Source organism: uncultured Mailhella sp. (assembly GCF_944324615.1).
Classification (GTDB): Bacteria; Desulfobacterota; Desulfovibrionia; order Desulfovibrionales; family Desulfovibrionaceae; genus Mailhella.
Genome location: NZ_CALUWY010000024.1, coordinates 24,775 through 38,232 on the forward strand (window position 1 = coordinate 24,775; position 13,458 = coordinate 38,232).

The following is a 13,458-nucleotide window of genomic DNA, read 5'->3' on the forward strand; positions in this document are numbered from 1 at the left end:
CGGGGCGCGGATGAAAGGGCGGCCCCGGGGGTCGCAAAATTCCACAGGTGAAGTTGATGGACAACAATCTGGATCAGAAACATGAGGTCCCGGCGGCGGAAGAGATCGCCGCGACGCTGGAGGAACAGGAACGGGCGCAGGCCCTGGTGGAGGAAAAGGAAACGGAATCGCGCACACGGCGCTTCCACGGGGTGTTTTCCCGCGTGCTGGCCGTCATCTGCGTGGTGTTTTCCCTGTTCCAGCTCTATGCCTCCGTGTTCGGCACCATGGATGCCATGAAGCTGCGTTCCTTCCACATCATATTCCTTCTGGTGCTTGCCGCGTGCATGTACCCCGCCTGCCGCCGCGAAAAGCGCGACAGGGCGCTTCCCACCCTGTGGGATGCGGTATGCGTGGCCGCGGTGTTCTATGCCTTCGGCTATCTCATTCTTCATTATGACGACATCGCCATGGGCGGCGGCTGGTTCACCACGCAGGATTATGTGGTGGCCGGCATAGGCGTGCTGGTGGCCTTCGAGTGCGCGCGCCGCGTGGTGCCCAACCTCGCCGTGCTTGCGCTGGTCTTTCTGGCCTACGCCTTCCTCGGCAAATACCTGCCCGGAGCCTTCGGCCATGTGGGCTTTTCCCTCACCCGCGTGATGGACCACATGTTCTGGGGCAGTCAGGGCCTTCTCGGCGTGGGCGTGGGCGTTTCGGCCACCTACGTCTTCCTCTTCGTGCTGTTCGGCGCGTTTCTGCGCATCAGCGGCTTCAGCGAATTCATCAACGACCTTGCCCTGACCCTGGTGGGCCGCAGTGCAGGCGGGCCTGCCAAGGTTTCCGTCATCGCCAGCGCCCTCATGGGCATGATCAACGGCAGTGCCCTGGCCAACGTGGCCACCACGGGCGCCATCACCATCCCGCTCATGAAAAAGACGGGCTACAAGGCGGAATTCGCCGGGGCCGTGGAGGCCGTGGCCAGCACCGGCGGGCAGTTCGCGCCGCCCATCATGGGCGCGGTGGGCTTCATCATGGCCGAATTTCTCGGCGTGAGTTACACCAAGGTCATGCTTGCGGCGGCCATTCCCGCCTTCCTCTATTACCTTGCCCTCATCATGGCCGTGCACTTCGAGGCCAGAAAGCTGGGCCTCAAGGGCCTTTCCAGGGAATATATCCCCGACGCGCTGGTGGTCATCAAAAAGCGCGGGCACCTCATCATTCCTCTGGTGGTGCTCATGGCCGTCATGCTCATGGGCTATACGCCGCTTTTTGCCGCGGCTCTCGCCATTTTCGCCACCGTGGCCGCTTCCTGGCTTTCCAGGGAAACCCGCATGGGGCCTGCGCGCATCATTCAGGCCCTTGAGGAAGGCGCCAAAGGCGCCGTGGGCGTGGGCGTTTCCTGCGTCATCATCGGCATCATCATAGGTTCCGTGTCCCTTACCGGGCTGGGGCTCACCTTCGGCTTCCAGGTGCTCAAGTATGTGGGCGAAGGACAGCTCTACCTCGGCGGCGTGTTCGTCATGGTCATGAGCACCATTCTCGGCATGGGCGTGCCGGGCGTGGCGGCCTATGTCATCGTGGCGGCCGTGGCCGTGCCCGTGCTCACGGGCGTGGGGGTGCAGCCCATGTCCGCCCACATGTTCTGCCTCTTCTATGCCTGCCTTTCCAACATCACGCCTCCGGTGGCCATGTCTTCCTATGTGGCCGCAGGCATCGCCCATTCCAACGAAACCAAAACCTCGCTCATTGCCGTGAGACTGGGCCTTTCCGGCTTCATTCTGCCGTTCTTCTTCCTCAATAATCCGCTGCTGCTCTACAGCTCCGACAATCCCGCCCTGGCCACGGTGTGGGCCTTCATCACCGCAAGCTTCGGCGTGTGCGCCCTGGCCGTGGGCCTGGAACGCTGGCTCTTCGGCCCGTGCACCCTGCTGCAGAGCCTGATGTTCATTGCAGGCGCGGTGCTCACCATCGATCCCGGCCTTTCCACCGACGCCATAGGCATAGCCGTCATTCTGGCGGCAACCGTGCTGAACCGGCGCTCCACCGCCGCCTTCCGCGCCGGAGAAAGGGCCGTTTCCCAGAACTGACGCGCTGCGGAGGGCCTTTTCCCCCGCACAGCATTCTGCTTTCCCATCCTTCCCCCCTCTGCGGGGGGAAGGGAAACCCCAACAGGTTCAGGAGTGATTTATGTACGGTAAAGTTCTGCTTTCCATGATGGCCGCCGTCTCCATGGTGTTCGGCGCCATGGACGCTTCCGCCGCCGACCGCGCGCCCGTGACCATCAGCATTCCCACGGCCGCCACCACCAGCACGCTGTATCCCATCGGCGCGGCCCTCGGCAATCTGTGGAGCACCAAGCTCCCCTATGTGAAGGCCAGCGTGCAGTCTTCCAAGGGCGGCGTGCAGAACCTCCAGCTGCTCAGCATGAAGGAAGCGCAGGTTTCCTTCGCCATCACCAGCATCACCTATCAGGCCATGAAGGGACTGGACAAGTTCAAGGGCCATGAATATCCCGACGTGCGCATCATTGCGGGCCTTTATTACAATCCCAACCAGGTCATCGCCCGTGCCGACAGCAATGTGAAGACTCTCAGCGACTTCAAGGGCAAGGTCTTTGCTCCGGGCGTGGCCGGCGGCACCACCATCGGTGAAACGCAGGTGCACTTCAAGGCCGCGGGCCTCAACTATCCCGGCGACATCAAGCCCCAGTACGTCGGCCCCGCCGAAGCGGGCGACCTCATGCGCAACAAGCAGATCGACGGCACCTGGATCATGGCCGGGCTTCCCAATGCGGGCGTTTCCGAAATGTGCGCCACCGCCGACGGCCGCCTCGTGAACATCGACGATGCCACCTTCGCCGCCCTCAGCAAGGAATATCCCTGGTACGCCAAGTTCCAGATTCCCGCCGGAACCTATCCCGACCAGAATGAAGCCGTGCAGACCACCGCGGTGAAGATGATCCTCATCACCGACGCCTCTCTGTCCGAAGATGTGGTGTACGACCTCACCAAGTGCTTCTGGGAAAATCAGGACATCGTGAAGAATTCCCATGCCGTGATGAAGGACATCACCCTTGAGGGCGCCGTCACCGACCTTGCCGGCATTCCTCTGCATCCCGGCGCGGCGAAATACTACAAGGAAGTGGGCGTGCTGAAGTAGGCCGCCTTTTCCGCCGCTTTTGGGGCCGCCTCCGCTTCATGGGGGCGGCCTTTCTGTATCTTTGGGGGGCACGGTGACGGAAAGGCCCTTTTTCTGCGGAGCCGGGCAGGGGGAAGGGCATGGGAAGAAGGGAATTTTTGGAGCGCGCCCCGCGTTTTTTCCGGCAGGCGGGGCAGGGGGGAAGGGGGCCGGCTTCTTCCGGGCGGGCCGTTCCGCCGCAGGAGCGGAACAGGCCGGAGCAGGGCTTTACAAAGCGTGAGAATCTTCCTACAAGAAGGTTTCTTCCGCGCTCGGCTCCCGCGGGCGCGCGGAAAGAGCACCGTAAGCCTGAAAGCCGGTTTTTCCGGCATGATTTTCCGCTCCGGCGGTTTAACGTCAACCATGGGCGCATCTGCCCGTGAGGTTTTGCCATGGCTAAGAACAATAAAGTGATCCTTGCGTATTCCGGCGGGCTCGACACTTCCGTCATCCTCAAGTGGCTCATCGTGGAGCGCGGCTATGAGGTCATCACCGTCACCGCCGACCTCGGTCAGGAAGACGATCTCGACGGCGTGGAACCCAAGGCCCTGAAGACCGGCGCGACCAAGGCCTATATTGAAGACCTGCGCGACGAGTTCGCAAGCGATTACATCTACCCCATGCTGCGTTCCGGCGCCACCTACGAAGGGCGCTACCTCATGGGCACCTCCATCGCCCGCCCGCTCATTTCCAAGCGCCTTGTGGAAATCGCCCGCAAGGAAGGCGCGGTGGCCATCGCCCACGGCGCCACCGGCAAGGGCAACGACCAGGTCCGTTTCGAACTTTCCATCAACGCCCTGGCTCCCGACCTGGAAATCATCGCTCCCTGGCGTGAATGGGATCTCATGAGCCGCACCGCCCTCACCGCCTTTGCCGAAAAGCACGGCATTCCGGTCAACTCCTCCAACAAGCACTACAGCATGGACCGCAACATGCTGCACTGCTCCTTTGAAGGCAGCGAACTGGAAGATCCGTGGGAAGAACCCGGCCCGAACAGCTACATCATGGCCGTGCCGGTGGAACAGGCTCCCAACGAACCGGAATACATCACCATCGGCTATGAGAAGGGCGACGCCGTCACCCTGAACGGCGAACGCCTCACGCCCCGTGAAATGGTGGTGGCCCTGAACAAGATTGCCGGCAAGCACGGCATCGGCCGCCTCGACATGGTGGAAAACCGCTTCGTGGGCATGAAGAGCCGCGGCGTGTACGAAACCCCCGGCGGCACCGTGCTGCACATCGCCCATAAGGACCTGGAAGGCATCTGCCTCGACCGCGAAGCCCTCGCCACCCGCGAGACCATCATCCCCCGCTACGCGGCCGCCGTGTACAACGGTTTCTGGTTCTCTCCCGAACGCGAAGCCATGCAGGCCCTCATCGACCAGATGCAGCGCGGCGTGACCGGCGAAGTGCGCCTGAAGCTCTACAAGGGCAACGCCTGGCCCGTGGGTCGTTATTCTCCCCACAGCCTCTACTGCCAGGACCTCGCCACCTTCGAGGAATGCGCCACCTACGATCATAAGGACGCTGCGGGCTTCATCCGCCTGCAGAGCCTGCGCATCCGCGGTTATGCCGACCGCGTGAGCCGCTTTCTGAAGTAATGCCGGCCCGGGAAAAGCCCGGGGCCGCGAGTCGCGCCCGCGGCCGCCTTCCCTGGCCGGAAGGCGGCGCGGGCCTTGTTTTTTTTCGCCTCACTGGGCCATGCGCCCGAAAACACCTGGAGTTACCATGTCCGACAAGCCTTGGGGCGGCCGCTTCAAAGAAAGCACCAGCCTTGCCGTGGAAGCCTATACGGAATCCATTTCTTTCGACAGCGCGCTCTACGCGCAGGATATCGCCGGTTCCAAAGCCCATGCGCGCATGCTGGGCAGGCAGGGCGTCATCAGCGCCGAAGAGGCCGACAGGCTTATCGAAGGCCTCGACCAGGTGAAGCGGGAAATCGAGGAAGGTTCCTTCCCCTGGAAGCAGGAACTGGAAGATGTACACATGAACATCGAAACCCGCCTTACCCAGATTGTGGGCGAAGTGGGCAAGAAGCTGCACACCGGCCGCAGCCGCAACGATCAGGTCTGCCTTGATTTTCGTCTTTTTGTTTCCGATCAGCTGCGTGAATGGATGCGCCTGACCCGCGAACTGGTGCGCGTGTTCGTGCGCCGCGCGGAAGAAAACCGCGACGTGCTCCTGCCCGGCTGCACCCACATGCAGCCCGCCCAGCCCGTGAGTCTTGCCCAGCACCTTCTGGCCTATGCCTGGATGCTGAAGCGCGACGCCGAGCGCATGGCCGACTGTGAGCGCCGCGTGCGCGTCAGCCCCCTGGGCGCCGCCGCCCTTGCCGGAACCACCTATCATCTGGATCCCGCCATGGTGGCCGGGGAACTCGGCATGTACGGCACCTTCGACAACAGCATGGACGCCGTGGCCGACCGCGACTTTGCACTGGAAGCCCTGTTCTGCGGCAGCGTGTGCATGGGCCATCTTTCCCGCTTCTGCGAGGAAATCATCTGGTGGGCCAACCCGCTCTTCGGCTACATCACCCTTTCGGACAAGCATTCCACCGGTTCTTCCATCATGCCGCAGAAGAAGAATCCCGATGTTGCCGAAATCATGCGCGGCAAGACGGGCCGCGCCTACGGGAATCTTTTCAACCTCATGACCATCATGAAGGGCATTCCCCTCACCTACAACCGCGACCTGCAGGAAGACAAGATTCCCTTCATCGACACCGACAAAACGGTGCGCCATTCCCTTTCCCTCATGGCGGACATGCTGGGCGGCATCACCTTCCACCCCGAACGCATGAGAAAGGCCCTTGCCGCAGGATTCCTGAACGCCACGGAACTGGCCGACTATCTGGTGACCCGGGGCATGCCCTTCCGTGAAGCGCATCATGTTTCCGGCCGCGCCGTGGCCATGGCCGAGGAAAAGGGCGTGGGGCTGGAAAACCTCACGCTGGAAGAGCTGCGCTCCCTGAGCCCGCTCATCGACGAGGACGTGTACACCGCCCTTGATTACGACACCGCCGTGGCCCGCCGCAACGTGCCCGGCGGCACCGGCCCCGAATCCGTGGCCCGTCAGCTGGAAAAGATGGGCCGCTGGCTGGAAGAGGGCGGAAAGTAACCATGCCGCGCAGAAAAAAGCACGTCCCCGCCACACCCGCGGAAACGCGGGACTGGCTGAAAAAGGCCGTCCATTCCGCGCCGCGTCCTCTGCCTGCGGGCTTCTTCCCCAGAATTCTGGAACATTCCGTGGAAGAGGGCTTCGCGCGGGAGGAGCTTTTGAACGTGCTTGATGAATGGTTGAACTACGGCTACTGCCGCCTCATCGACCCCATAACGCAGGATGTGGAGATCACCCCGGAAGGGGAGAACTTCTTCTATTAAGTTCCGGGCTCTGCCCGTTGAAAAGCCCCGGTGGAGCATTCCGCCGGGGCTTTTGCATGAGAAACGGCTTCCGGGAAAAGGTGAGGGCAGGTTTCACAGGGGAAAGTGCCGGCTCCGGGAGGAAAAGTGCGGGCCGGCAGGCGCTGTCTTCCGGTCGGGTACCGTACCTGCCGGGGGCTGAATAACGCGGCTTCACACGCGCCCCGGTATTTTGCCGGGGCTTTTTCGTGAGGGCATGCGCCCGTCACCGCGCCGCGCACCCGGTCCGCGGTTTGCCCTGTGCCGGAAGGCGTCCTGCGGGAAAAGGCGCAGCCTTCTTTATCATGGTGTTCTGCCGCCTGGGCGGGCATCATGGGGAAAAGGGGGAGGCCATGGCTTCGGTGCTGATTCTCGGCATGGGCAATGTTCTGAAAGCGGATGACGGCATGGGCGTGCATGCCGTGCGCCTTCTGGCAGAAGAGCCTCCCCGCGGCGCGGACATGCTGGAAATAGGCACCTCCCTTGCGGACTGTTTTTTCCTGCTGGAAGGCTATGATGTGGTGGTGGCTCTGGATGCCGTGCATTTCGGGGCGGAGCCGGGCGCATGCTGCTGGCTCTCGCGCGCCGATCTGGCCCGGGCGGAGGGCGGACTCAGTCTGCACGAATGCGACCTGCTGGATGCCCTGGACCTTGCAAACCTGCGGGGCAGGCATCCCGTACTCTATGTGGCGGGCATGGAACCTGTGGATGTGACGGGCTGGAGCATGGAACTTTCCGCACCGGTGAGGCGGAACATGCCCGCCTACCTTGCCATGGTGCGCGCCCGCATACGCAGGATGACGGAAGAAACGTAGGCGGCCTGTGGCGGAAGGCGCCCACGGTGTTTCCCGGCGGAAGCTCTGGCCGGGCCTTCAGGAAGAACGCGGTGCAGAAGCCGGGCAGGCCCCTGTGCCCGCAGCGAGTGCGAAGAGGCGGGCCTTCGCGCCCCGGCGAGGCACATGGCTCTCAGCATGCCCGCACGGGGATCTTCGCAGCTTGGCCACGGTTGCAGCACGCTGCGCTGAGAGGAAAAGCCCTTTTCAACACTCAGGGCACCGGGCGGCCTTCGGGCGGCCGGGCCGCGGGAGGAAGCGGCGGAACGTCCTTCCGCCTTCAGCGGGCACGGGGGAAGACCCCGCCTCCGGCACGGCGTGGCAGAGCAGCCGGGCCTTCGCGTCAGCCGGGCGCTGAAAAGGGAACGAGGCCTTTCTGCCCCCGGCCCTGTCCGTCAGGCATGCCCTAGAGCAGAAACGCCGTGGCCAGCCCGAGGAAGATGAAGAAGCCGCCGGAGTCGGTAAGGGCGGTGAGGAAGATGCTGGAAGCCTGCGCCGGATCGCGGCCGAGGGCGCGCAGCACAAGGGGAATGGCCCCGCCCGCCATGGCGCCGAGCAGCATATCCAGAAGAAGGGCCACACCCATGACCGAGGCAAGGCGCGCGTTGCCGCTGATGCCCATGACGCCCGCATATGCAAGCGCCGCCATGAAGATGCCGGAACCCAGGCCGATTTTGCTTTCCCGGAACACCGCGCCCCAGGAACGCCGGGCGTCGAAACTTTCCGTGGCGAGCTGACGGATCATGACGGCAAGGGCCTGCTGCCCCGTATTGCCCGCCTGATTGGCCACCATGGGCATGAGCACGGCCAGAAGGGCCATCTGCGCAATGGAGCTTTCAAAAAGGGAAACGATGAAGGCCGAAAGGGACGAGGTGAACATGTTGATGACGAGCCACGGCAGGCGGATGCGTATGGAGCGCGTCCACGGCGTATCCACGTTTTCGTCCTGACCTGCACCCACCATGCCCAGCATGTCGGAACTGGCCTCATCCTGAATGATGTCCAGCACGTCGTCGTGCGTGACCACGCCCATGAGGTGTTCATCCCTGTCCACCACGGGCAGGCAGAGGAAGTTGTAGTGCCCGAGCAGGCGCGCCACTTCCGCCTTGTCGGTATCGAACTGCACGGAAATGACATCCTGCTGGTTCACCATGCTTGCCAGCATGGTTCCCGGCCGCGCCAGCATGAGGTCGCGCAGGGAAATGACCCCTTCCAGGGTTTCCTGCCTGTCCACCACATAGACGTAGTAGGGCATTTCCTTTTCTTCCAGCTCGCTGCGGATGAGCATGATGGCCTCATCCACCGTGGAATTCACGGAAACCGTGATGATGTCGGTGTTCATCACGCCGGCGGCGGTGTCCGGGTCGAAGCTGAGCAGCATGCGCAGCTCTTCGGCGTCGTCGGCGGGCAGGTTGCTCAGCAGAATGTCGCGGTGGCCTTCCTCCACTTCGTCCAGAATGTCCACGGCGTCGTCGGGGTCCATTTCCGCAATGAGACGGGCCGCCTCGTCGGCATCCATGTTTTCCAGAACGTCGCCTGCCACTTCCTCGTCAAGTTCGGCAAGGGCCTCGGCCGCCTCTTCCGTGGGAAGGTGCGTGAGCACGCACAGCTGCTTGTTCAGGGGCAGCTGTTCAAGGTGTTCCGCGCGGTCGGCGGGGTGGATGAAATCGTCGCTGCTGATGTCGCTCCCGCACAGTTCCAGCCCCGCTTCCCGGGCGCTGGTTTCGTACTGGGAAAGGTCTTCCTCCTCTTCCTTTTCCCGGGCGTGGCCCGCATCGGCCGGGACGTCTGCCGCCTTTTCCGGGGAAGAGGCCTTTTTCGGGGCGGGGTCATAGAAGGCCGCGGCCTTTTCCTCCGCCTGCCTTGCCAGGGCGCGCGCCCGGACATCCTTTACGGAAGAGGACTCCGGGGCGGAAGGCGCGGGAGAAGCTTCGGCGGAGGCTTCAGCGCCTGCGGAGGGCGCGGACTCGGAAGAAGACGCGGCGCCTGCGGAAGGTGCGGCCTCTGCGGAAGGAGCAGGGGAAGACGCGGCGGAAGATTCTGCGCCAGCGGAAGGCGCGGACATGGCGGAAGCTTCCTCTGCAAAGGGCGCGAGGGAAGCTGAATCCGGAGCGGGTGGTACGGAGGGGGAGGGGGCTTCGGCAACAGGGGCTTCAGAAGGAAGGAGACGGCTCCCGGAGGCCTGAATCATGGGAGAACCGGGTTCTTTTTCCATGTTCGATTGTGTTTTTTTACTCATATCCTGCATTCTCCCCAAACACTCTTGACGAATCGAGAGAGGTCGCCTAGCCTGTTGCTTCACTCCATTCCACGGCGATTGCCGTTCCGGGTACCTGCCCGGAAAGGGAAAAGTAAAGAGGCGGACATGTCCAAAGACGATTTTGAATATCATGCTCACGCCGCAGGGGCAAGCTCCAATATGGCGGCGGAAGGCTCCGGGCTTTTTGTGGAAGGTGTCTTTGTTCCTGCCGATACTGCGGCGGTTTTTTCCGAAACGGCGTGCGCCTTTGCCGTGCGGCTCATCCGCATGGCCCTTGAGGAAGACGGGCCCGATCTGACCAGTCTCGGCATTTTTCCCGCGGAGGAGGAATCTTCCGCCTACATCGTGGCCAAGCAGCGCACCCTTGTGGTGGGGCTTCCCCTCATCAGTCTGGTACTTGCGGTGACGGGCATGTCGCCCGATGCCTGGCATGCGGAAGTGCAGGAAGGCGCGCTGGTGGAAAACGGTACCGTGGTGGCGCGTCTTCACGGCCGTACCGTGCAGCTTCTGAAGGCCGAACGCATCATCCTCAACCTGATGACGCACCTTTCCGGCGTGGCCGACCTCACGCGGGAATACGTTCAGCGCCTGGAAGGCACGGGCGTGCGCCTGCTCGATACGCGAAAGACGCTTCCCGGCCACCGCTACCTGGAAAAATATGCCGTGCGCGTGGCGGGCGGCTGCAATCACCGCATGAATCTCGGCGACATGCTGATGATCAAGGATAATCACATCGACGCGGCCGGTTCCATTACCCTTGCCGTGCAGGCCCTGCGCGGCCGCTACAGCCCCTGCCCGCCCATCGAGGTGGAATGCCGCGATGCGGCCGAGGTTGCGGAGGCCGTGAAAAGCCGTCCCGAGCGCATTCTGCTCGACAACATGGGGCCCGCCCTGCTGGCCGAGGTGCTCCCCCTCATTCCCCGGGACATCGAGGCGGAAATCAGCGGCGGCGTCACGCTGGAAACCATACGCGGCCTGGCAGAGTCCTGCCGCGAACGCCCGGCGGACTTCATTTCCGTGGGCCGCATCACTCATTCCGCGCCTTCGGCCGATTTCAGCATGAAGATGGAGCGCGGCGTCAAATGAACGTGCACCGGGGGGCACCCCGGAAAACATCTTGAGGTTTGTTTATGGATCATAAGGTTTGCGGACAGGATGCGACCCATGCCCGCATCGCGGAGCTGAAGAAGAAGTTCGGCGCGGATCTCGTCATTCTCGGTCATCACTATCAGGCCGACGAAATCATCCGTCATGTGGACATCGTGGGCGATTCTCTGGAACTGGCCCGCCGCATCCCCGACATCGAGGCCCGCAACATCGTGTTCTGCGGCGTGTATTTCATGGCGGAATCCGCCGCCCTTCTGGCCCGTCCCGGGCAGAGGGTGTTTCTGCCCGATCACGGCGCGGACTGCGCCATGGCCCGCATGGCCCGTGCCGCCGATGTGGAAAGGGTGCTGGAGCGCCTCTCCGCCTCCGGCAGAAAGGTGCTTCCTCTGGCCTACGTCAATTCCTCTCTGGCCGTGAAGGCCGTGGTGGGGCGTTTCGGCGGGGCCGTGTGCACCTCCTCCAATGCAAAGACCATGCTGGAATGGGCCATGGAGCAGGGCGATGCCGTGCTTTTCCTGCCCGACAGAAACCTCGGCCGCAATACGGCGCGGGTGCTCGGCATTGCGCCGGAAAAGCAGGTGCTCATTTCCGCCTCGGGCAATGATCTCGACAGGGACGAGGTGCGCGGCGCAAAGCTTCTGCTCTGGCCGGGCTGCTGCCCCATCCATGAAAGCCTGATGAAGCCCGACATGGTGGATGCCTTCCACAGTCATTTCCCCGGCTGCCGCGTGCTCGTGCACCCCGAATGCACGCCGGACGTGGTGCAGCGCTGCGACGGCGCAGGCTCCACGGCCTACCTCATCAAGGAAGTGGAGAAGGCCGCCGCCGAAGGCCGCGAGCATACGCTGTGCATCGGCACGGAATTCCACCTTGTGCACCGCCTCATGGAGCGCTACGCCGGCAAGCTCAATATCATTCCTCTGGCGCAGGCCTCCTGTGCGGACATGGAAAAGGTGGACGCGCAGAAGCTCCTTTCCACGCTGGAGTATCTGGAAGAAGGCGCGGGCACGGTCACGGTGGAAGAATCCCTGAAGGCCCCCGCGCGCGATGCCATCGTGCGCATGCTGGAGCGTTGCCGTTAGGATGTTTTCAGCATACCATGGAACCGGCGGCGGAAAAGCCGGCTCCATGGAGAGGCGCAGCCCTGTGCGGAAGGCTCTTCCGGGCTGCGCCATTGCCGCGCTTTCCTTTCCGGGAGCGCCCGAGGCGCTTGCGCGGCCGACGACGGCCCGGGCATGAGTCCGCGTGATCTTTGACCGGTAAAAAACGGGTTGCCCGCGCACCCGTGTACTGCGGAGCCTGCCGCAGTTTGGATATTGCTATGAACGCATTACGTTATCATTCCCAGGTTCTTGTCATCGGTTCCGGCCTTGCCGGCTGTGCGGCCGCGCTCACCATGGCCGACAAGGGCTTCGAGGTGCATCTTCTCATGCCCACCGAGGGGCTGGACGGCGGCAACTCCGCCATGGCTCAGGGCGGCATCGTGTTTTCCACCGATCCGGAAGACCAGAAATCCCTTGAGCACGACATGTTTGTGGCCGGGCACGACTACAACTACAGCGAGGCCGTGCATTTTCTCGCCGGTCACGGCGGCGAGGCCGTGCAGAAGCTGCTCATCGACAAGCTTCATGTGCCCTTCGACCGCAACGCCTCCGGCGGCTGGGACATGACCCTGGAAGGCGGGCATGCCGTGCCGCGCATCGCGCACTGTGCGGACTACACGGGCAGAACCATCATCGAGCATCTCCATGCCGCCGTGGCCGCCCATGCGGGCATCACCGTACTCGGCGGCCGCTCGGCCGTGGACCTTGTGACCACGGAACACCATGCCCGGTCGAACGCCTATCATTACCAGCTCACCAACCAGTGCGTGGGCGCCTATGCCTTCAACGATGCCACCGGCGAAGTGGAGCTGCATCTTGCGGAAATGACCGTGCTTGCCACGGGCGGCGTGGGGCAGGTGTACCTGTATTCCACCAACAACCCCTGGGCCACGGGTTCCGGCATCAGCATGGCGCACCGCGCAGGCGTGCGCCTTGCCAACATGGAATTCATGCAGTTCCATCCCACGGGGCTTTTCAACCATGCCCAGCAGATTCCGCTGCTCACCGAGGCTCTGCGCGGCGAGGGCGCCCATGTGGTCAACAGCAAGGGCGAACGCTTCGTTTCCCGCTACGACAGCCGCGGCGACCTTGCCCCCCGCGATGTGGTTTCCCAGGCCATTGTGAGCGAAATGCTCGCCACCGGCGAAAATCACATGCTGCTCGACTGCTCCACGCTGGAATGCGACGTGACGCGCCGCTTCCCCACCGTGTTTGAAAGCTGCCGGAAAATCGGCATCGACATGCGCACCCAGCCTCTGCCCATCGTGCCCGTGGCGCATTATTTCTGCGGCGGCATTCTTGTGGACCTGCACGGCAGAACCACGCTGGACCGCCTGTATGCCGTGGGCGAATGCAGCTGCACCGGCATTCACGGCGCAAACCGCCTTGCCAGCACCTCGCTTCTGGAAGCGCTTCTGTGGGGCATTTCCGCCGGGGAGGACATCGCCTCCCGCATGGTGTCGGAACCTCTGGATACGCGCGTGTTCGCCGAAATCGCGGACTGGAAGCATACCGGCAACGAACACAACGACGACCCGGCGCTCATTGCGCAGGACTGGGCCACCATACGCCACATCATGTGGAACTATGTGGGCATCATC

General features: G+C 63.1%; 10 protein-coding genes. 9 read left to right on the forward strand and 1 reads right to left on the reverse strand.

Annotated elements, in window-relative coordinates; genetic code table 11:
* The first annotated feature begins 56 nt into the window (after positions 1–56).
* The 6 genes from Q0K07_RS07075 (at position 57) to Q0K07_RS07100 (ending at position 7,369) form a co-directional block, all read left to right on the forward strand.
* Complete coding sequence (locus Q0K07_RS07075; protein WP_294558022.1) at positions 57–2,066, forward strand: TRAP transporter permease; 2,010 nt, start codon at positions 57–59, stop codon at positions 2,064–2,066.
* 100 nt (positions 2,067–2,166) lie between these two features.
* Positions 2,167–3,138: a TAXI family TRAP transporter solute-binding subunit gene (locus Q0K07_RS07080; protein WP_294558024.1), complete on the forward strand. Its 972-nt coding sequence runs from the start codon at positions 2,167–2,169 to the stop codon at positions 3,136–3,138.
* 410 nt (positions 3,139–3,548) lie between these two features.
* The gene (locus Q0K07_RS07085) at positions 3,549–4,757 is read left to right on the forward strand and encodes an argininosuccinate synthase (protein WP_294558026.1); all 1,209 of its coding nucleotides are present in this window, start codon (positions 3,549–3,551) and stop codon (positions 4,755–4,757) included.
* A gap of 127 nt (positions 4,758–4,884) precedes the next feature.
* Positions 4,885–6,273, forward strand: coding sequence for an argininosuccinate lyase (gene argH / locus Q0K07_RS07090; protein WP_294558028.1), 1,389 nt, complete (start codon positions 4,885–4,887; stop codon positions 6,271–6,273).
* A gap of 2 nt (positions 6,274–6,275) precedes the next feature.
* Positions 6,276–6,536 carry a hypothetical protein gene (locus Q0K07_RS07095; protein ID WP_294558030.1) on the forward strand — a complete coding sequence of 87 codons (261 nt, stop codon included), beginning with the start codon at positions 6,276–6,278 and terminating at the stop codon, positions 6,534–6,536.
* A 371-nt stretch (positions 6,537–6,907) separates the two neighbouring features.
* Positions 6,908–7,369: a hydrogenase maturation protease gene (locus tag Q0K07_RS07100; RefSeq protein WP_294558032.1), complete on the forward strand. Its 462-nt coding sequence runs from the start codon at positions 6,908–6,910 to the stop codon at positions 7,367–7,369.
* Between the two features lie 424 nt (positions 7,370–7,793).
* Here the strand turns inward: Q0K07_RS07100 and mgtE are convergent, their stop codons facing one another.
* Positions 7,794–9,452: a magnesium transporter gene (mgtE, locus tag Q0K07_RS07105; protein ID WP_294558034.1), complete on the reverse strand. Its 1,659-nt coding sequence runs from the start codon at positions 9,450–9,452 to the stop codon at positions 7,794–7,796.
* A 300-nt stretch (positions 9,453–9,752) separates the two neighbouring features.
* On the opposite strand from mgtE, the gene nadC reads away from it, so the two are divergent.
* The 3 genes from nadC to Q0K07_RS07120 form a co-directional block, all read left to right on the forward strand.
* Positions 9,753–10,733: a carboxylating nicotinate-nucleotide diphosphorylase gene (gene nadC, locus Q0K07_RS07110; RefSeq protein WP_294558036.1), complete on the forward strand. Its 981-nt coding sequence runs from the start codon at positions 9,753–9,755 to the stop codon at positions 10,731–10,733.
* A 44-nt stretch (positions 10,734–10,777) separates the two neighbouring features.
* Complete coding sequence (gene nadA, locus Q0K07_RS07115; RefSeq protein WP_294558037.1) at positions 10,778–11,836, forward strand: quinolinate synthase NadA; 1,059 nt, start codon at positions 10,778–10,780, stop codon at positions 11,834–11,836.
* A 239-nt stretch (positions 11,837–12,075) separates the two neighbouring features.
* Positions 12,076–13,458 (forward strand): FAD-binding protein (locus Q0K07_RS07120; RefSeq protein ID WP_294558038.1); only part of this gene is annotated, 1,383 nt, incomplete at its 3' end.

What these genes read in the sequence shown, in the direction of transcription:
- Q0K07_RS07075 (WP_294558022.1), top strand. Translation starts at nt 57, where the DNA reads ATGGACAACAATCTGGATCAGAAACATGAGGTCCCGGCGGCGGAAGAG.
- Q0K07_RS07080 (WP_294558024.1), top strand. Translation starts at nt 2,167, where the DNA reads ATGTACGGTAAAGTTCTGCTTTCCATGATGGCCGCCGTCTCCATGGTG.
- Q0K07_RS07085 (WP_294558026.1), top strand. Translation starts at nt 3,549, where the DNA reads ATGGCTAAGAACAATAAAGTGATCCTTGCGTATTCCGGCGGGCTCGAC.
- argH (WP_294558028.1), top strand. Translation starts at nt 4,885, where the DNA reads ATGTCCGACAAGCCTTGGGGCGGCCGCTTCAAAGAAAGCACCAGCCTT.
- Q0K07_RS07095 (WP_294558030.1), top strand. Translation starts at nt 6,276, where the DNA reads ATGCCGCGCAGAAAAAAGCACGTCCCCGCCACACCCGCGGAAACGCGG.
- Q0K07_RS07100 (WP_294558032.1), top strand. Translation starts at nt 6,908, where the DNA reads ATGGCTTCGGTGCTGATTCTCGGCATGGGCAATGTTCTGAAAGCGGAT.
- mgtE (WP_294558034.1), bottom strand. Translation starts at nt 9,452, where the DNA reads ATGTCCGCGCCTTCCGCTGGCGCAGAATCTTCCGCCGCGTCTTCCCCT.
- nadC (WP_294558036.1), top strand. Translation starts at nt 9,753, where the DNA reads ATGTCCAAAGACGATTTTGAATATCATGCTCACGCCGCAGGGGCAAGC.
- nadA (WP_294558037.1), top strand. Translation starts at nt 10,778, where the DNA reads ATGGATCATAAGGTTTGCGGACAGGATGCGACCCATGCCCGCATCGCG.